We start from the raw sequence: 18,050 nt of genomic DNA, 5'->3' as shown, positions 1-18,050 counted from the left end.
TCGCTGTTCATTGAATTAAACCTCGTTACCGTTAACGAGCGTTTTGGTGATCTTGAAATCACGGGTGAAGGCGGTCAGGTTAGCCACCTTGCCGGCTTCGAGGGTGCCCAGACGGTGATCGACGCCGATGGCGCGCGCCGGATACAGCGTCGCCATGCGCAGCGCTTCGTCCAGCGCGATGCCGATATGCTCGACGCTGTTTCGCACCGCTTCGATCATGGTCAGCGCGGAACCGCTCAGGGTGCCGTTCTCATCCACGCACAGCCCATCCCGATAGTATATTGTTTTACCGGCGAAAATAAATTGGTCAATATCTGCGCCCGCCGGCGCGGTGGCATCGGTGACCAGGACCAATTTATCACCTTTCAGGCGTTTGGCGTTACGGATACTCGCCCAGGCCACGTGATGGCCGTCGGCGATGATGCCGGTATAGACCTCCGGCGTATCGAAGATCGCCCCCATCAGCCCCGGTTCGCGGCCGGTGATATAAGGCATGGCGTTGTACAGGTGGGTGGCGAAGCTGATGCCGGCGGCGAAACCGGTGCGAGCCTGATCGTAGGTGGCGTTCGAGTGGCCGGCGGAGACCACGATGCCGGCCTCGGTCAACTGCTTGATAAAGTGCGGCTCAACCATTTCCGGCGCCAGCGTCACCTTGGTGATCACGTCGGCGTTGGCGCACAGGTAATCGATCATTTCCTGGGTTGGCTTGCGAATGAACGCCGGATTGTGGGTGCCTTTTTTCACCGGGCTGAGGTATGGCCCTTCCAGGTGCAGGCCCAACGCCTGGTTTTGGTGCTTTTTCAGATAAGCGCGCATCACGTCGACGCTGTGCTTCATGAATTCGTCGCTGCTGGTGATCAGCGTCGGCAGATAGCTGGTGCAGCCGGATTTCTCGTTGGCGCGCTGCATGATCTCCAGTGTTTCTTCCGAGATCGCTTCCAGCGAATCGTTGAACTGTACGCCGCCGCAGCCGTTCAGCTGCACGTCGATAAGCCCGGGGGCCAGGATGGCGCCACCCAGGTCGCGCGTTTCGATGCCGGCGGGCAATTCAGCCGCCGGGCAGACTTTCTCGATCAGCCCATCAGCGATAATGACTGCATGGTCATCAAGTACGTCGTGGCCGGTATAGATTCGGCCGTGGGTTAAAGCGAACATCGTAGCCCCCTGCAAAGATTAAAGACTTTTAACGCTTTCCGCTTCTAACTCGCGGAAATATTTGACAGTTTTGACTTTCAGCTCCATGGTGGCCGGTTCGTCGCACACCACTACCGCTTTGGCGTGCAGCTGCAGACAGCTGATGGTCCACATGTGGTTGATATTGCCTTCCACTGCGGCTTCCAGCGCCTGCGCCTTGGCGTGGCCGGTCACCAGGATCATCACTTCTTCCGCGTCCAGCAGCGTGCCCACGCCGACGGTCAGCGCATATTTCGGCACCAGGCTGACGTCGCCGCCGAAGAAGCGCGAGTTGGCGATGCGGGTGTCTTCGGTCAGCGTTTTGATGCGGGTGCGCGAAGCCAGGGACGAAGCCGGCTCGTTGAACGCGATATGGCCGTCGATGCCCACGCCGCCCATGAACAGGTTAATTTTGCCGTAAGACTTGATCTTCTCTTCGTACTGGCGGCACTCGGCGTCGACATCCGCGGCGTTGCCGTTCAGCAGGTTGATATTTTCGCGAGGGATATCAACGTGATCAAAGAAGTTGCGGTACATGAAGGTGTGATAGCTTTCCGGGTGTTCCTGCGGCAGGCCAACGTACTCGTCCATGTTGAAAGTCACAACATGCTTAAAGCTTACTTCACCTGCTTTGTGCATCGCAATCAGATGTTTGTAGGCTTCCAGCGGCGTGCCGCCGGTGGGCAGGCCGAGCACAAACGGGCGCTCTGCGGTTGGCTTGAATGCGTTGATGCGTTGAACGATATGACGCGCGGCCCATTTGCCGACTTGTGCGGTATCTTTCAGTGGGATAAGTCTCATCTAACACCTCTTGGGATAAGTAAACTAAAGCTATACTGTACGGGCCTGCGGGAGTCGTAAGCGTAACCCAGCTTTATGATTCTCGCGTGAATCGTCCGTCCGGTTGATTTTTTGAATGATAAAATAAGTTTTGTGTGATGGCCAGCAATCTGGGAGGTAAAGACTACTTTTTGGTGATATTTATCACAAAAAAGGAGGTTTTAATTTGCGATACAAAATAAATTTTTTACACTCGGCATGAGTGATACGTGCCAAGCGCTGTTTCTAAAAAGGTAGTGAGAGCTCCAAATAAACTACTAATAGGGTCCGTCCGCGGACAACATAGGGGGAAAAGGTGAACATTCTTAGTTATTTGCAAAAGGTGGGACGGGCGCTGATGGTGCCGGTCGCCACGCTGCCCGCCGCCGCCATCTTGATGGGCGTCGGGTACTGGATTGACCCTGTTGGTTGGGGCGGCGACAACGCGCTCGCCGCTTTCTTTATTAAATCCGGCTCCGCTATCATCGACAACATGTCGGTGCTGTTCGCTATCGGCGTGGCCTACGGCATGTCCAAAGACAAGGACGGCGCCGCCGCGTTGACCGGCTTCGTCGGCTTCCTGGTGCTGACCACCCTCTGTTCCCCGGCCGCCGTGTCGATGATTCAGAAGATCCCGCTGGATCAGGTGCCCGCCGCGTTCGGCAAGATCCAGAACCAGTTCGTCGGTATTCTGGTCGGCATCATCTCCGCCGAAGTGTACAACCGCTTCAGCGGCGTCGAGCTGCCCAAGGCGCTGTCGTTCTTCAGCGGCCGCCGTTTGGTGCCGATCCTCATTTCCTTCCTGATGATCCTGGTGGCTTTCATCCTGATGTACATTTGGCCGGTGATCTTCAACGGTCTGGTGAACTTCGGTGAACACATTCAGAAAATGGGCTCGGTCGGCGCGGGCATCTACGCCTTCTTCAACCGCCTGCTGATCCCGGTCGGTCTGCACCACGCGCTGAACTCGGTGTTCTGGTTCGACGTGGCCGGCATCAACGATATTCCTAACTTCCTTGGCGGCCAGCAGTCGATCGAAGCCGGTAAAGCGGTTGTCGGCATCACCGGCCGTTATCAGGCGGGCTTCTTCCCGATCATGATGTTCGGTCTGCCGGGGGCGGCGCTGGCCATTTACCACTGCGCGCGTCCTGAGAACAAAGCCAAAGTGGCGGGCATCATGCTGGCAGCCGCTTTCGCCGCCTTCTTTACCGGTATTACCGAACCGCTGGAATTCTCCTTCATGTTCGTGGCGCCGGTGCTGTACGTGATCCACGCTGTGCTGACCGGTATCTCGGTGTTCATCGCCGCCAGCATGCATTGGATCGCCGGTTTCGGCTTCAGCGCCGGCCTGGTGGATATGGTGCTGTCGTCTCGCAACCCGCTGGCGACCCACTGGTACATGCTGATCCCGCAAGGCCTGGTGTTCTTCGTCATCTACTACGTGGTGTTCCGCTTCACCATCAATAAATTCAACCTGATGACCCCGGGCCGCGAGCTGGCGGTTGCCGGTGACGAAACCGACGGCTACGACGTCAACGTCGACAGCAACGCCGGTAAAGACGAGAACGAAACCACCACCCTGGCTCGTCGTTACGTCGGTGCGATCGGCGGTTCCGACAACCTGACCGGCATCGACGCCTGCATCACCCGCCTGCGTTTGAATGTGAAAGACTCCGCGCTGGTGAACGACGCATTGGCGAAACGCCTCGGCGCGTCGGGCGTTATCCGCCTGAACAAGCAGAGCGTGCAAGTGATCGTCGGCACCCGTGCCGAACTTATCGCCAGCGCAATGCGCAACGTGATTGCAGCCGGCCCGGTAGCGGCAGCGGCGGCCCCGGCGGCGGCGCCTGCCGCGGAAGCCAAACCGCAGGCGGTGCCGAACGCGCCGAAAGCCGCGTTTGAAACGCTGCTGGCGCCGGTGACCGGCGAAGTGGTGGCGCTCGAACAGGTGCCGGATGAAGCTTTCGCCAGCAAGGCGGTAGGCGACGGCCTGGCGATTCGCCCGACCGACAAGATCGTGGTGGCGCCGGCTGACGGCACTGTGGTGAAAATCTTCAATACCAACCACGCATTCTGCCTGGAAACCGACAAGGGCGCCGAGATCGTGGTGCACATGGGGATCGACACCGTCGCGCTGGAAGGCCAGGGCTTCAAACGCCTGGTGGAAGAGGGCGCGGAAGTGAAAGCCGGTCAACCGATTCTGGAACTGGATCTGGATTACCTGAATGCCAATGCGCGTTCGATGATCAGCCCGGTGGTAGTCAGCAACTCTGACGAGTACGCCGGCCTGGCGGCGCTGGCCAGCGGCTCTGTGGTCGCCGGTCAGACCAAGCTGTACGAGATCCAGAAATAAGGCTGTTTTTACCTGAGTAGTGCCTGGGGCCGAACACGCATCATGGCGGCGTTTGCCCCGACTTGGCGGGAAGAGAGCGATCTCTTCCCGCTTTTTTTATCCCGTTTCGCCCCACGGCGGTGCGCTGCGCGCCGATGGTGCAACGCGCCGCATTTTTCATGAAACAAACGGTTGTTTCCAGACGTGGCTTGTTGGATCATAGGCGGTTATGTGTAGCGCTTTGCATTGAGGAACAGTGAAATGAGTGAGGCTGAAGCCCGCCCAACCAATTTTATCCGTCAGATCGTCGATGAAGATCTGGCGTCGGGGAAACACACGTCGGTACATACCCGTTTCCCGCCGGAGCCTAACGGCTATCTGCATATCGGCCACGCCAAGTCCATCTGCCTGAACTTCGGCATCGCCAAGGACTATCAGGGCCAGTGCAACCTGCGCTTCGATGACACCAACCCGGTGAAAGAAGACATCGAGTTCGTCGAGTCTATCAAGCACGACGTGGAGTGGCTGGGCTTTGAGTGGAGCGGCAACGTTCGTTACTCCTCAGACTATTTCGATCAGCTGCACCAGTATGCGGTGGAGCTGATCACCAAGGGCCTGGCTTACGTCGACGAACTGTCGCCGGAGCAGATCCGTGAATATCGCGGTACCCTGACTGCGCCGGGCAAAGACAGCCCGTACCGCGGCCGCAGCGTGGAAGAGAACCTGGCGCTGTTCGAGAAGATGCGCAACGGCGAGTTCGCCGAAGGAGCCGCCTGCCTGCGCGCCAAGATCGATATGGCTTCGCCGTTTATCGTGATGCGCGATCCGGTGCTGTACCGCATCAAGTTCGCCGAACACCACCAGACCGGCAACAAATGGTGCATCTACCCGATGTACGATTTCACCCACTGCATTTCCGATGCGCTGGAAGGGATCACCCATTCGCTGTGCACCCTGGAGTTCCAGGACAACCGCCGTCTGTATGACTGGGTGCTGGATAACATCACCATTCCTTGCCACCCGCGTCAGTACGAGTTTTCGCGTCTCAACCTCGAATACGCCATCATGTCGAAGCGCAAGCTGCACCAGCTGGTGGCCGAGAAGATCGTCGAAGGCTGGGATGACCCGCGCATGCCGACCGTCTCCGGTCTGCGCCGCCGCGGTTATACCGCCGCCTCGATCCGCGAGTTCTGCCTGCGCATCGGCGTAACCAAGCAAGACAACAACGTTGAAATGATGGCGCTGGAATCCTGCATTCGCGACGATCTGAACGAAAACGCGCCGCGCGCCATGGCGGTGCTCGATCCGGTGAAAATCGTTATCGAGAACATGGGCGACGCGGTGGAAATGGTCAGCATGCCTAACCACCCGAACAAGCCGGAAATGGGCAACCGCGATGTGCCGTTCAGCCGTGAGATCTATATCGATCGCGCCGACTTCCGCGAAGAAGCCAACAAGCAGTACAAGCGTCTGGTGTTGGGTAAGGAAGTGCGTCTGCGCAATGCGTACGTGATCAAGGCCGAGCGCGTCGAGAAGGACGAAGCGGGCGAGATCACCACCATCTTCTGCAGCTACGATGCGGAAACGCTGAGCAAAGATCCTACCGACGGCCGCAAGGTGAAGGGCGTGATCCACTGGGTGTCTGCGGCGCACGCGCTGCCGGCGGAAATTCGCCTGTACGATCGCCTGTTCAGCGTACCTAACCCGGGTGCGGCGGAGGACTTCCTCTCCACCATTAACCCGGAATCGCTGGTGATCAAGCACGGTTTCGTTGAGCCGAGTCTGGCGGCCGCACAGCCGGAGAAAGCCTATCAGTTCGAGCGTGAAGGCTACTTCTGCGCCGACAGCCATTACTCTTCGGCTGAGCACCTGGTGTTTAACCGCACCGTCGGTCTGCGTGACACCTGGGCGAAAATCGAAGGCTAATCTTAATCGCCTCGAAAATTAATGTATCAGCGCGGCTCAGGCCGCGCTTTTTTATGCCTGCGATTGAGCAAATCCTCTATTCCCGCCACGTTTTTCCGGGCTGCTTTTAATTAACTGCGGTGCGTTAATCAATAAGTTTTCTTATATTGGGCTTAGTAGTCTTAATCTTTTCTTATATATTCGTGATGCGAATTAATTTCATTTAGAGAGCGCTCTCAAATTTTATTTCCTGACTGACGCATTTAGTCAGGCTGAAACCATTAATCGTCTCTGGTTGACCTGGTATCTGTATTTATTCTGATTTAATTGAATTTTTTATTCGACACCTTCCATGAATGTCAGCGTAACAAATTATCACCGATATGTGCTCTTTGTCATACTTTGACAAATCTTCCGCATTTTTCATTTGATAATTCGCGTCGCGAAAAATAGTCTGTCTGTAGCAATTAGTGCTGTGGGAATAACATCTCGTCGGCAATATTTTTTACCCGTTCGGGTTTTTTATTGGCAGTCGTGCAGGGCAGTGGTGAACACAGGCGGCTGCAACTTTTAAGTTAAGTCAAAGAGGAATTTCAATATGGGTACGCACGGTGCTCAGCGTAAAACGCTGGCGCTCGCAGTCGCGGGCGCGCTGTTGGGAACAGGGTTTGCCATGGCGCCTGAGGCGAAAGCCGCAGGGTTTATCGAGGATTCCACGCTGACCGGCGGCATTTATTACTGGCAACGTGAGCGCGACCGTAAAGATCTCAATCCGGACAGCAAGGATTACAATCAATACACCACCAACCTGTCCCACTCCACCGCCAACCTGAGCCTGGATTTCGCCTCGGGCTACGCCTGGGACATGTTCGGTCTGGATGTCGGCACTTTTACCGCCATCGAACTGGCTGAATCCAGCGCCAGCGGTCACCCGAACGAAATCGCATTCTCCTCGAAGAACCGTACCTACGACGAAGACTACTCCGGTGACAAAGGCGGTATCAGCCTGTACAAAGCCGCCGCCAAATTCAAATACGGCCCGGTCTGGGCGCGCGCCGGCTATATTCAGCCGAGCGGCCAAACCCTGCTGGCGCCGCACTGGAGCTTTATGCCGGGCACTTATCAGGGGGCTGAAGCCGGCGCCAAGTTCGACTACGGCGATGCCGGCGCGTTGAGTTTCTCCTACATGTGGGCCGACAAATACAAAGCGCCGTGGCATATCGAGATGGACGACTTCCGCCAGAACGACAAGAAAACCCGCGTCTCCTACCTGCACTCGCTGGGCGCCAAGTACGATTTCAAAAACGATCTGGTGCTGGAAGCCGCTTACGGCCAGGCCCAGGGGTACGTGAATCAGTACTTCACCAAGGCGTCTTACAAATTCGATCTGCTGGGCAACCCGCTGACCACCAGTTACCAGTTCTATGGCGCGGAAGACCGCATCAGCAACAAGAACGATCCGAACAGCATCTACGACGGCCTGGCCTGGCTGCAGGCCCTGACCTTCGGTTACACCACCGGCCAGTTCAACTGGCGTCTGGAAGGCACCATGGTCAAGGCGGAAGGCAATCAGGGCTTCTTCCTGCAACGTATGACCCCGACCTACGCCTCGTCAAACGGTCGCCTGGACGTGTGGTGGGATAACCGCTCCGACTTTAACGCCAACGGCGAGAAAGCGGTGTATGCCGGCGTGATGTATGACCTCAGCAACTGGAACCTGCCGGGCATGGCGGTCGGCGGCTCTTACGTTTACGCCTGGGACGCCAAGCCGAGCACCAACCCAATCTACGATCAGAGCCAGCGCCTGAAAGAGAGCGCCTGGAGTCTGGACGCGATGTACACCATCCAGGAAGGGCGAGCCAAGGGCACGCTGCTCAAGCTGCATTACACCCAGTATGACAATCACACCAACATTCCGAGCTGGGGCGGCGGTTACGGCAACATCTTCCAGGACGAGAAAGACGTCAAGTTCATGGTCATCGCGCCATTCACCATCTTCTGATGCGTTCCCCGGCCTCGCCGCCGGGGCAGTTAAGGGAATTCAACGATGAAAAAAATCATGCTGATGTTGGCGGCCGCTGCGGCCCTGAGCGCCTGTGCGCAACCCGCTGCGCCGCCGGAAGACGCCAGGTTGAAACAGGCTTACAGCGCCTGCATCAATACCGCGGAAGGCTCGCCGGAGCGTCTGCAGCCGTGCAAGGCGGTGCTTAACGTGCTGAAGCAAGAGAAACAGCACCAGCAGTTCGCCGCGCAGGAAACGGTGCGGGTGATGGATTATCAGAACTGCATTATGGCGGTTCACAGCGGTAACGGTCAGGCTTACGACGCCAAGTGCGGCAAGCTGTGGCAAGAAATTCGCGATAACAATAATTAAGAAGGACGAGAAGATGAACGCATTCAAACTGAGCGCACTGGCCGCCTTGACGGCAACGATGGGATTCCTGGGCGGCATGGGGAGCGCCATGGCCGATCAACAGCTGGTGGATCAGCTGAGCCAACTGAAGCTGAACGTGAAAATGCTGGATAACCGCGCCGGGGAAAACGGCGTGGATTGCGCGGCGCTGGGCGCCGACTGGGCCTCATGCAACCGGGTGTTGTTCACCCTGAGCAACGACGGGCAGGCGATCGACGGCAAAGACTGGATCATTTATTTCCACAGCCCGCGCCAGACTCTGCGGGTAGACAACGATCAGTTCAAGATCGCTCACCTCACCGGCGATCTGTACAAGCTGGAGCCCACCGCCAAGTTCAGCGGTTTCCCGGCCGGTAAGGCGGTGGAAATCCCGGTGGTCGCCGAATACTGGCAGCTGTTCAGAAACGACTTCCTGCCGCGCTGGTATGCTACGTCCGGCGACGCCAAGCCGAAAATGCTGGCGAATACCGACACCGAAAATCTGGATCAGTTTGTGGCGCCATTTACCGGCGATCAGTGGAAGCGCACCAAGGACGACAAAAATATTCTGATGACGCCGGCTTCGCGTTTTGTCAGCAACGCCGATCTGCAGACGCTGCCCGCCGGGGCGCTGCGCGGCCAGATCGTGCCGACGCCGATGCAGGTGAAAGTGCACGCGCAGGACGCCGATCTGCGCAAAGGGGTATCGCCGGATCTGAGCACGTTGGTCAAGCCGGCGGCGGAGGTCGTCAACCAGCGCTTCGCGCTGCTGGGTGTACCGGTTCAGGCCAACGGTTACCCGATCAAGACCGACATCCAGCCGGGCAAGTTTAAAGGTGCGATGGCGGTGCCGGGCGCTTATGAGCTGAAGATCGGCAAGAAAGAGGCGCGGGTGATCGGCTTCGATCAGGCCGGGGTGTTCTACGGGTTGCAGTCTATCCTGTCGTTAGTGCCGACCGACGGCAGCGGCAAGATCGCCACGCTCGACGCCAGCGATGCGCCGCGCTTCCAGTATCGCGGCATTTTCCTCGACGTGGCGCGTAACTTCCATAAGAAGGATGCGGTGCTGCGCCTGCTGGATCAGATGGCGGCTTACAAGCTCAACAAATTCCACTTCCACCTGAGCGATGACGAAGGTTGGCGCATCGAAATTCCCGGCTTGCCTGAGTTGACGGAAGTCGGCGGCCAGCGCTGCCACGATCTGAGCGAAACCACCTGCCTGCTGCCGCAGTACGGCCAGGGGCCGGATGTCTACGGCGGTTTCTTCACTCGTCAGGACTACATCGACATCATCAAATACGCCCAGGCGCGCCAGATTGAGGTGATCCCGGAGATCGACATGCCGGCGCACGCCCGCGCCGCGGTGGTCTCGATGGAAGCGCGCTACAAGAAACTGCATGCCGCCGGCAAAGAGCAGGAGGCCAACGAGTTCCGCCTGGTGGATCCGACCGATACCTCCAATACCACCTCGGTGCAGTTCTTTAACCGTCAGAGTTACCTGAACCCGTGCCTGGATTCCTCCCAGCGCTTTGTCGACAAGGTGATTGGCGAGATTGCCCAGATGCATAAAGAAGCCGGCCAGCCGATCAAGACCTGGCACTTCGGCGGCGACGAAGCGAAAAACATTCGTTTAGGCGCCGGCTACACCGACAAGGCGAAACCGGAACCGGGTAAAGGCATCATTGACCAGAGCAATGAAGACAAGCCGTGGGCCAAGTCGCAGGTGTGCCAGGTGATGATCAAAGAGGGCAAAGTGGCCGACATGGAGCATCTGCCGAGCTACTTCGGCCAAGAGGTCAGCAAGCTGGTGAAGGCGCACGGCATCGACAGAATGCAGGCCTGGCAAGACGGCCTGAAGGACGCCGAGAGTTCGAAGGCGTTCGCCACCTCGCGCGTGGGGGTCAACTTCTGGGACACCCTGTACTGGGGCGGTTTCGATAGCGTCAACGACTGGGCCAACAAAGGATATGAAGTGGTGGTCTCCAACCCGGACTACGTCTATATGGACTTCCCTTACGAGGTGAACCCGGACGAGCGTGGTTACTACTGGGGCACCCGCTTCAGCGACGAGCGCAAGGTGTTCAGCTTCGCGCCGGACAACATGCCGCAGAACGCGGAAACCTCGGTCGACCGCGACGGCAACCACTTTAACGCCAAAAGCGACAAGCCGTGGCCGGGCGCCTACGGTCTGTCCGCTCAGCTGTGGAGCGAAACCCAGCGCACCGATCCGCAGATGGAATACATGATCTTCCCACGCGCGCTGTCGGTGGCGGAACGCGCCTGGCATCGCGCCGGTTGGGAGCAGGACTATCGCGCCGGCCGCGAATACAAAGGCGGGGAAACCCACTTTGTCGATACCAAGACGCTGGAGAAAGATTGGCTGCGCTTCGCCAATATTCTGGGCCAGCGTGAACTGGCCAAGCTGGACAAAGGCGGCGTCGCTTATCGTCTGCCGGTGCCGGGCGCTCGCGTGGCGGGCGGCAAGCTGGAGGCGAATATTGCGCTGCCGGGATTGGGCATCGAGTATTCCACCGACGGCGGTAAGCAGTGGCAGCGCTATGATGCCAAGGCCAAACCTGCGGTCTCCGGCGAAGTACAGGTGCGCTCGGTCAGCCCGGACGGCAAACGCTACAGCCGCGCCGAGAAGGTCTAAGAAGGGCGGTGCGGCCCGCAGTTTTGGCGGCGGGCCGCATCATAACGAAGGGGGAATGCGTTCGCCCGCGCGTGTCGGCGCAGGGCGGACGTTGTAGTGAGAGTAGTACGTGGAGTCGCTGTGCCGCTGCAATTGTGGTATTTCATGACATGATTTTCCCCGGCTGGTCCGGGGATTTTTTTTCCCGTTGTACGGCGGGCATAAAAAAACCGCCTCAAGGTGAGGCGGTTTTTCATAGCCGGTCAGGGCTTATTTCTTGTCGTGCAGCGTTTCGTCTTCGCGACAGTCACCGGTTTCACAGTGGCCGTACAGGTACAGACTGTGGTTGGTGAGCTTGATGCCGTGCTGCTTGGCGATATCACGCTGGCGCACTTCGATGGATTCGTCGCTGAATTCGATCACTTTGCCGCAATCCAGGCAAATCAGGTGATCGTGGTGATGCTGTTGGGTCAGCTCGAACACGGACTTGCCGCCTTCGAAATTGTGACGTGTCACAATGCCCGCATCGTCAAACTGGTTCAGTACGCGATAAACCGTCGCCAGCCCGATCTCTTCGCCCATATCAATCAGTTTTTTGTACAAATCTTCCGCACTGACGTGATGGCATTCCGGATTTTGCAGTACTTCCAGGATTTTGAGTCGCGGAAGCGTGACTTTTAAGCCGGCCTTCTTCAATGCGATGTTGTTGTCGGTCATGCGAATTCAGTCCTGTTACTATGCTAATCAAGTTGAGGCGTACTCGCCTGTGGCATCGGTCGGCACAAAGAGTTAATGCGTCTCATTATAGAACCGGTTGTACTAAATGGAAACCGCCGGTTGTTAACAAAGATATAATTGCACTATTGCATGTTTTGCATGCAACGCCTTGATGGATGGGATAAACCGATATCTCAGTCTACCGTGACGGGGTGGGAAGTTACAAATCTGTAGCTTCTATCGCAGCAATCCCTGTTGCCGATGACGGCCCTGTCGGCACACTATGCACTTTACAGGGCCTTTGTTCAACCTTTCGCCAGTCCCGGCGTTTAGCCGACGATATCGGCCAGGCTCAGCTCTTCGACGATCTGTTTGACCCAGGCGTCGACACGCTCGTTGGTCAGCTCCGGCTGACGGTCTTCGTCGATCGCCAGACCGATGAAGTGGTTGTCGTCCGCCAGGCCTTTGGAGGCTTCGAAGTGGTAGCCTTTGGTCGGCCAGTGGCCCACGATGGCCGCGCCGCGCGGTTCGATGATGTCGCGGATGGTGCCCATCGCGTCACAGAAATATTCCGCGTAGTCTTCCTGGTCGCCGCAGCCGAACAGCGCCACCAGTTTGCCGTTGAAATCGACTTCTTCCAGCGTCGGGAAGAAATCGTCCCAGTCACACTGCGCTTCACCGTAGTACCAGGTCGGGATACCCAGCAGCAGGATATCGAACCCTTCCAGGTCTTCTTTGCTGCTTTTAGCGATGTCGTGCACTTCAGAGACGTCGTCGCCAAACTGTTTCTGGAGAATTTTCTGGATCATTTTGGCAATGTTTTCGGTATTGCCAGTGTCGCTGCCAAAGAAAATGCCTACAGTAGCCATATCGCGTATAACCTTTAAATTCAAGTAATTGCATTACTCGATGCCAGCACTGCCGCCGCTGACGCCGATTAAAATGATGCCATGGCAAGAGCCGTTCGCCGCGGGGGGCGGGCGCCGACAGGCGCAGTCTCTTACCGGTAAATGCGTATCATGCCAGAAAGTGGCGCCGGGGTTTTATCGCATTTATGCGATGCCGGAGATGAAGAAAAGCGTGTCGATCCGGCGTTGTCCTTAACGCCGCGCCGCGCGTGCGGCCGAAGAGATCAATGTTCCGGCTGTTCTTCCGCCAGTTGCGCCAACAGCATCTGCTCGATGAGTTCGCTGCGGCTGATGTTGCGCTGTTCCGCCAGTTTGTTCAGGGCGTCCACCGCATCCGCGTTGATTTTCAGCTCTACGCGCCGCAATCCACGCACTTTATCGCGCCGTAACTGATTGCGCTTATTGATTCTAAGCTGTTCATCGCGGGAAAGCGGGTTGGTTTTCGGGCGCCCCGGACGGCGTTCATCTGCGAACAGATCCAGCGTCGTGCGATCCGTTTGTTCTTTTGCCATAGGTAGCGGTACTGCAAGGGAGTTTGCATCAAAAAGCGCTCGCACGCTTCCGGAGGCATCGGTTAACACACTTCGGGCCAATAAACCCTAACCCAAATTCACCCCCGACCCGGCGTTCGCGAACGCGCTGGCGCGGCGGCAAAATTATAGCGCGCCATATTACCCCAGCAGATGGAGCGGCGACAATGCCTAACTGCGGGCTAAACGCGCTAAGCCGTTATCTTTAGCGCGTTTTTTCGCCAGGTGAGCGTATTTTTCAGGCTTCGTCGAGGAAACGGTGGATGGCGCGCAGCACCGCCTCCGGTTTTTCGGCGTGCACCCAATGGCCGGTGCCGGCAACGACGTGCGCGCGGGCCTGCGGGAACTGGCGGGCGATGTCCGCACGGTAGCTGTCCTGCACGTACGGCGACAGGCCGCCGCGAATGAACAGGGTCGGGTGCGGCCAGGCCGGCACGTCCTGCCAGCCGGTGATGTCATCATAGCGTTCAATCAGCACCGACAGGTTGAAGCGCCATTTGCCGTTATGGAAGGATTTCAGCAGGAACTGGATCACACCTTCTTCCTGCAGGTAATCGCGCATCAGCTGGGCGGCGGCCTGGCGCTGGGTGATGCCGGCGGCGCTGACGGCCTTCAGGGCGGCGAAAATCTCGTCGTGACGTCGGGTCTGATAATTCACCGGCGCGACGTCGATGACGATCAGCTTGGCGACGCGCTCGGGCGCGATGGCGGTCAGCGCCATCGCCGCTTTGCCGCCCATCGAATGGCCGATGACGATCGCTTTCTCAAGCCGCAGTTCGTCGAGGAGCTCCAGCAGATCCTGCGCCATCGCGGGGTAGTTCATCTCGTCGGCGCGCGGGGAGAGGCCGTGGTTGCGCAGATCGACCTTAATTACGCTGTGACGCTGATGCAGATCGCGCGCCAGCACGCCCAGGTTGTCCAGATTGCCGAACAGCCCGTGGATCAGCAGCACCGGCAGCGCGTCTGACTCGGCGGCCAGCAGTTGATAATGTAATTTCATGGCGAAGTTCATACTGAGAGAGATTCAGATTAGGGTATCATGATTGAATCGCACGATGAATCATGCGGAATTTTCGCGGCGCGGGCTTGGCAGTGCCGGCTATAGGTATTAGTCTGCATTTGCCGTCCGGAGGCACATTGTTGTGTTCGCCCCAGCGCTTTTAACCTTATAATCCCATGGCTTGAATGCAGGATCTGGCTTCAGGTTCTAAGTAGAAAAAACAGTATTGGATAAAGATGAAAACTATTGAAGTCGACGAAGAGCTTTACCGTTATATTGCCAGCCACACGCAACACATCGGTGAAAGCGCGTCCGATATTTTACGCCGCATGTTGAAATTCACCGCCGGTCAGCCGGTGCGCGCGTTGCCTGCCGCCAGTGCGTCGCCGTCCGTCGAACCGGAAAAAGCGGCGCCGGTTCAGCGCCCGCGCGATCGCGTACGCGCCGTGCGTGAACTGCTGCTGTCGGATGAATACGCCGAGCAGAACAAAGCGGTCAACCGTTTCATGCTGGTGCTGTCCACGCTGTACACCCTCGATGCCGCCGGTTTTGCCGCCGCCACCGAGGCGTTGACCGGCCGTACCCGCACCTATTTCGCCGGCGATCAGCAGACCCTGCTGGCCAACGGCACGCATACCAAGCCGAAGCATGTACCGGGCACCCCTTACTGGGTGATCACCAATACCAATACCGGCCGCAAACGCAGCATGATCGAACACATCATGCAGGCGATGCAGTTCCCGGCGGAACTGATCGAGAAAGTTTGCGGTACCGTCTAATTTAGCGAACAGCCCGTCATGATGGCCGTGCGCGACGTATTTGCCCGGTCACCGACAGGGATGAGGGAGATATGTCGATGGCGAATAATCCACGTGCCGGGCAGCCCGCCCGTCAAAGCGATCTGATCAACGTAGCCCAGCTGACGTCGCAGTACTATGTGCTGCAACCGGAAGCCGGCAATGCCGCACATGCGGTGAAGTTTGGCACCTCCGGCCACCGCGGCAGCGCGCAGCGCCACAGCTTCAACGAAGCGCACATCCTCGCCATCGCTCAGGCGATCGCCGAAGTTCGTCATCAGCAGGGCACCACCGGCCCGTGCTACGTGGGCAAAGACACCCATGCGCTGTCCGAGCCGGCCTTTATTTCCGTGCTGGAAGTGCTGACCGCCAACGGCGTCGATGTGATCGTGCAGGAAAACAACGGCTTCACGCCAACGCCGGCAGTATCGCATGCCATTTTGTGCCACAACCGCCGCGGCGGCGCGCAGGCCGACGGCATCGTCATTACGCCGTCCCATAACCCGCCGGAAGACGGCGGCATCAAATACAATCCGCCGAACGGCGGCCCGGCTGACACCAACCTGACGTCGGTGATCGAAAAGCGCGCCAACGAACTGCTGGCGCAGCAGCTGAAAGGCGTGCAGCGTCAGTCGCTGGACAAGGCCTGGAACAGCGGCCATCTGCACGCCAAAGATCTGGTGCAGCCTTACGTCGAAGGGCTGGTGGAGGTGGTCGACATGCCGGCCATCCAACGCGCCGGCCTGAAGCTGGGCGTGGATCCGCTCGGCGGTTCCGGCATCGCCTATTGGCAACGGGTAGCGGAACACTACAAGCTGGATCTGACGCTGGTGAACGATTCCATCGATCAGACGTTCCGCTTTATGCACCTGGATCACGACGGCATCATCCGCATGGACTGCTCGTCGGAGTCGGCGATGGCCGGCCTGCTGGCGCTGCGCGACAAATTCGATCTGGCGTTCGCCAACGATCCGGATTACGACCGCCACGGCATCGTCACGCCGAAGGGCCTGATGAACCCGAACCACTATCTGGCGGTAGCCATCAACTACCTGTTCCAGCATCGCCCGCAGTGGGGCGCCGATGTTGCGGTAGGTAAAACGCTGGTGTCCAGCGCGATGATCGATCGCGTGGTAGCCGATCTGGGCCGCAAGCTGGTGGAAGTGCCGGTCGGCTTCAAGTGGTTCGTGGACGGCCTGTTCGACGGCAGCCTGGGCTTTGGCGGCGAAGAGAGCGCCGGGGCCTCGTTCCTGCGCTTCAACGGTCAGCCGTGGTCGACCGACAAAGACGGCATCATCATGTGCCTGCTGGCGGCTGAAATCACCGCGGTAACCGGTGAGAACCCGCAGCATCACTATGACGATCTGGCCAAGCGTTTCGGTGCGCCAAGCTACAACCGCATCCAGGCGCCGGCAACCCATGCGCAGAAAGCGGCGCTGTCCAAGCTGTCGCCGGAGATGGTCAAGGCCAGTACGCTGGGCGGGGACCCGATCACCGCACGTCTGACCGCAGCGCCGGGCAACGGCGCGTCGATCGGCGGCCTGAAAGTGATGACCGACAACGGCTGGTTCGCGGCCCGTCCTTCCGGCACCGAAGAGGCATACAAGATCTATTGCGAGAGTTTCCTCGGGGCGAAACACCGCGAGAAAATCGAGCACGAAGCGGTCGAGATCGTCAGCGAAGTGCTGGCTTCCGCCAAGTAATCGCTTTTCTTGATTGATAAAAAGCGCTGTTTTTACAGCGCTTTTTTTATGGGCGCTATTTAGATATATCTTTTTCACGGCACGCGCTTGCGCATTTAGATATATCGATCTAGATTAGCGCTATCGATGCTGTTTAGATATATCTAAACAACCTCGTATTGATGTTCCCAACTAAAGCGAGGTCTCACCTTATGTTTCATCGATTAGGTTTACACCGGCATCATCATCACCATGAATGCGAAGAGGGCCGTCGTCATCGCAGCGGGCGCCATCACTTCGGCGGCGAAGGCGAAGAGCACGGCCGGGGTGGGCGCGGCGGCCGGGGCGGGCGTCATCGTCTGTTCGAACACGGCGATCTGCGCCTGGTGTTGCTGGCGCTGGTGGCGCGCAAGCCCAGCCACGGGTACGAATTGATCAAGGCGATCGAGGAAGCGTCTTCCGGCCTGTATGTACCGAGCCCGGGGGTGATTTACCCCACGCTGACGCTGCTGGAAGAGCAGGATTTCCTCGAACCGCTCACCACCGGCAACGGCCGCAAAAGCTACCGCATCACCGCGGCGGGCGAGAGCGAGCTGCAAAAGCATCAACAGGTGGTTGAGGTCATTCTGGCGCGTCTGGCGGGTGCCGGCCGCGAGCGTCATCGGCACGGCAACCTGGCGGAAGGCATCTACGACGCCATGAACCGTCTGCGCAGCCTGCTGCGCGGCAACGTGATGCGCGCCGATCTCACGCCGCAGCAGGTGGAGCGCATCAACGCCGCGTTGCTGACCGCCGTGGCGGCGATCGAAAGCGAAATGCAGATTCAACCTTCGCAACAGGAGAAGAACTGATGCCCGGCCACCGTTTTAACATTACCGTTGAAGCCCTGAGCGATCGCCAGGGCAATCCCGTCGAGAAAGCGCCGCTGAGTTTTGAAGTGAGCAACCACGACGATATTCTCGAGATCGTCGAGCGCATTCGGGCGCGTGACGATCTGAACTTTGGCCCCGAGCAGAGCGCCGCCTTCGCCGTAGGGTTGAAACTGTTCTCCGAAGTGATGATCGAAAACCGCAAACACCCGGTGTTCGCGCCGCTGCGCGAGGCGTTTAAGGAATTTATGGTCGGATTGAAGAAGGGCCCGGCGGCGTAAAGGCGCGGCAAGC

Annotated in this window: 15 protein-coding genes; 9 read left to right on the top strand and 6 right to left on the bottom strand. The window is 58.2% G+C overall.

Going from position 1 to position 18,050, the window contains the following annotated elements; genetic code table 11:
* Nucleotides 1–15: 15 nt before the first annotated feature.
* Nucleotides 16–1,155, bottom strand: a complete 1,140-nt coding sequence (gene nagA / locus J9788_RS12560) for an N-acetylglucosamine-6-phosphate deacetylase (protein WP_033642173.1) — start codon at nucleotides 1,153–1,155, stop codon at nucleotides 16–18.
* 18 nt (nucleotides 1,156–1,173) lie between these two features.
* Nucleotides 1,174–1,974 (bottom strand): glucosamine-6-phosphate deaminase, encoded by an 801-nt coding sequence (gene nagB / locus J9788_RS12555; RefSeq protein ID WP_004939952.1) that lies wholly within the window; start codon nucleotides 1,972–1,974, stop codon nucleotides 1,174–1,176.
* A 334-nt stretch (nucleotides 1,975–2,308) separates the two neighbouring features.
* Here nagB and nagE point away from each other — a divergent pair, with 334 nt between their 5' ends.
* From nagE to J9788_RS12530, 5 genes are all read left to right on the top strand, one after another.
* A complete protein-coding gene (gene nagE / locus J9788_RS12550) occupies nucleotides 2,309–4,345 on the top strand; it encodes an N-acetylglucosamine-specific PTS transporter subunit IIBC (RefSeq protein ID WP_046896776.1) in 2,037 nt (678 codons plus the stop codon).
* 240 nt (nucleotides 4,346–4,585) lie between these two features.
* Complete coding sequence (gene glnS, locus J9788_RS12545; RefSeq protein ID WP_046896777.1) at nucleotides 4,586–6,250, top strand: glutamine--tRNA ligase; 1,665 nt, start codon at nucleotides 4,586–4,588, stop codon at nucleotides 6,248–6,250.
* 577 nt (nucleotides 6,251–6,827) lie between these two features.
* Nucleotides 6,828–8,231 (top strand): OprD family outer membrane porin, encoded by a 1,404-nt coding sequence (locus J9788_RS12540; RefSeq protein WP_033642176.1) that lies wholly within the window; start codon nucleotides 6,828–6,830, stop codon nucleotides 8,229–8,231.
* Between the two features lie 45 nt (nucleotides 8,232–8,276).
* The gene (gene chiQ / locus J9788_RS12535) at nucleotides 8,277–8,603 is read left to right on the top strand and encodes a ChiQ/YbfN family lipoprotein (protein ID WP_046686572.1); all 327 of its coding nucleotides are present in this window, start codon (nucleotides 8,277–8,279) and stop codon (nucleotides 8,601–8,603) included.
* A gap of 13 nt (nucleotides 8,604–8,616) precedes the next feature.
* Nucleotides 8,617–11,274 carry a beta-N-acetylhexosaminidase gene (locus J9788_RS12530; RefSeq protein ID WP_182264975.1) on the top strand — a complete coding sequence of 886 codons (2,658 nt, stop codon included), beginning with the start codon at nucleotides 8,617–8,619 and terminating at the stop codon, nucleotides 11,272–11,274.
* Between the two features lie 249 nt (nucleotides 11,275–11,523).
* Here J9788_RS12530 and fur read toward each other — a convergent pair whose 3' ends face one another.
* From fur to ybfF, 4 genes are all read right to left on the bottom strand, one after another.
* Nucleotides 11,524–11,970 (bottom strand): ferric iron uptake transcriptional regulator, encoded by a 447-nt coding sequence (fur, locus tag J9788_RS12525; RefSeq protein ID WP_019454058.1) that lies wholly within the window; start codon nucleotides 11,968–11,970, stop codon nucleotides 11,524–11,526.
* Nucleotides 11,971–12,299: 329 nt separating this feature from the next.
* Nucleotides 12,300–12,839 carry a flavodoxin FldA gene (gene fldA / locus J9788_RS12520; RefSeq protein WP_004939938.1) on the bottom strand — a complete coding sequence of 180 codons (540 nt, stop codon included), beginning with the start codon at nucleotides 12,837–12,839 and terminating at the stop codon, nucleotides 12,300–12,302.
* A 263-nt stretch (nucleotides 12,840–13,102) separates the two neighbouring features.
* On the bottom strand, nucleotides 13,103–13,390 hold the full coding sequence (gene ybfE, locus J9788_RS12515) for a LexA regulated protein (protein ID WP_004939936.1): 288 nt from the start codon (nucleotides 13,388–13,390) through the stop codon (nucleotides 13,103–13,105).
* A gap of 256 nt (nucleotides 13,391–13,646) precedes the next feature.
* Nucleotides 13,647–14,420 carry an esterase gene (ybfF, locus tag J9788_RS12510; RefSeq protein WP_182264974.1) on the bottom strand — a complete coding sequence of 258 codons (774 nt, stop codon included), beginning with the start codon at nucleotides 14,418–14,420 and terminating at the stop codon, nucleotides 13,647–13,649.
* A 224-nt stretch (nucleotides 14,421–14,644) separates the two neighbouring features.
* Here ybfF and seqA point away from each other — a divergent pair, with 224 nt between their 5' ends.
* The 4 genes from seqA (at nucleotide 14,645) to J9788_RS12490 (ending at nucleotide 18,037) form a co-directional block, all read left to right on the top strand.
* Nucleotides 14,645–15,187, top strand: coding sequence for a replication initiation negative regulator SeqA (seqA, locus tag J9788_RS12505; RefSeq protein WP_046896779.1), 543 nt, complete (start codon nucleotides 14,645–14,647; stop codon nucleotides 15,185–15,187).
* A gap of 77 nt (nucleotides 15,188–15,264) precedes the next feature.
* Nucleotides 15,265–16,908, top strand: a complete 1,644-nt coding sequence (pgm, locus tag J9788_RS12500) for a phosphoglucomutase (alpha-D-glucose-1,6-bisphosphate-dependent) (protein WP_046897103.1) — start codon at nucleotides 15,265–15,267, stop codon at nucleotides 16,906–16,908.
* Nucleotides 16,909–17,099: 191 nt separating this feature from the next.
* On the top strand, nucleotides 17,100–17,738 hold the full coding sequence (locus tag J9788_RS12495; RefSeq protein ID WP_182264973.1) for a PadR family transcriptional regulator: 639 nt from the start codon (nucleotides 17,100–17,102) through the stop codon (nucleotides 17,736–17,738).
* Nucleotides 17,738–18,037, top strand: a complete 300-nt coding sequence (locus J9788_RS12490) for a DUF3861 domain-containing protein (protein ID WP_033642181.1) — start codon at nucleotides 17,738–17,740, stop codon at nucleotides 18,035–18,037. The genes J9788_RS12495 and J9788_RS12490 overlap by 1 nt, the downstream gene beginning before the upstream one ends.
* Nucleotides 18,038–18,050 lie beyond the last annotated feature (13 nt).

Source organism: Serratia sp. X10 (genome assembly GCF_017811775.1).
Lineage (GTDB): Bacteria > Pseudomonadota > Gammaproteobacteria > Enterobacterales > Enterobacteriaceae > Serratia > Serratia ureilytica.
Note: the sequence above shows the minus strand (reverse complement) of the source record. Positions and strands in the feature narration are given on the sequence as shown.

Coding starts and splice junctions, on each gene's coding strand:
- seqA (WP_046896779.1), top strand. CDS start 14,645: ATGAAAACTATTGAAGTCGACGAAGAGCTTTACCGTTATATTGCCAGC.
- ybfF (WP_182264974.1), bottom strand. CDS start 14,420: ATGAACTTCGCCATGAAATTACATTATCAACTGCTGGCCGCCGAGTCA.
- chiQ (WP_046686572.1), top strand. CDS start 8,277: ATGAAAAAAATCATGCTGATGTTGGCGGCCGCTGCGGCCCTGAGCGCC.
- nagB (WP_004939952.1), bottom strand. CDS start 1,974: ATGAGACTTATCCCACTGAAAGATACCGCACAAGTCGGCAAATGGGCC.
- pgm (WP_046897103.1), top strand. CDS start 15,265: ATGGCGAATAATCCACGTGCCGGGCAGCCCGCCCGTCAAAGCGATCTG.
- J9788_RS12540 (WP_033642176.1), top strand. CDS start 6,828: ATGGGTACGCACGGTGCTCAGCGTAAAACGCTGGCGCTCGCAGTCGCG.
- J9788_RS12495 (WP_182264973.1), top strand. CDS start 17,100: ATGTTTCATCGATTAGGTTTACACCGGCATCATCATCACCATGAATGC.
- fldA (WP_004939938.1), bottom strand. CDS start 12,839: ATGGCTACTGTAGGCATTTTCTTTGGCAGCGACACTGGCAATACCGAA.
- glnS (WP_046896777.1), top strand. CDS start 4,586: ATGAGTGAGGCTGAAGCCCGCCCAACCAATTTTATCCGTCAGATCGTC.
- fur (WP_019454058.1), bottom strand. CDS start 11,970: ATGACCGACAACAACATCGCATTGAAGAAGGCCGGCTTAAAAGTCACG.
- nagA (WP_033642173.1), bottom strand. CDS start 1,155: ATGTTCGCTTTAACCCACGGCCGAATCTATACCGGCCACGACGTACTT.
- ybfE (WP_004939936.1), bottom strand. CDS start 13,390: ATGGCAAAAGAACAAACGGATCGCACGACGCTGGATCTGTTCGCAGAT.
- J9788_RS12530 (WP_182264975.1), top strand. CDS start 8,617: ATGAACGCATTCAAACTGAGCGCACTGGCCGCCTTGACGGCAACGATG.
- J9788_RS12490 (WP_033642181.1), top strand. CDS start 17,738: ATGCCCGGCCACCGTTTTAACATTACCGTTGAAGCCCTGAGCGATCGC.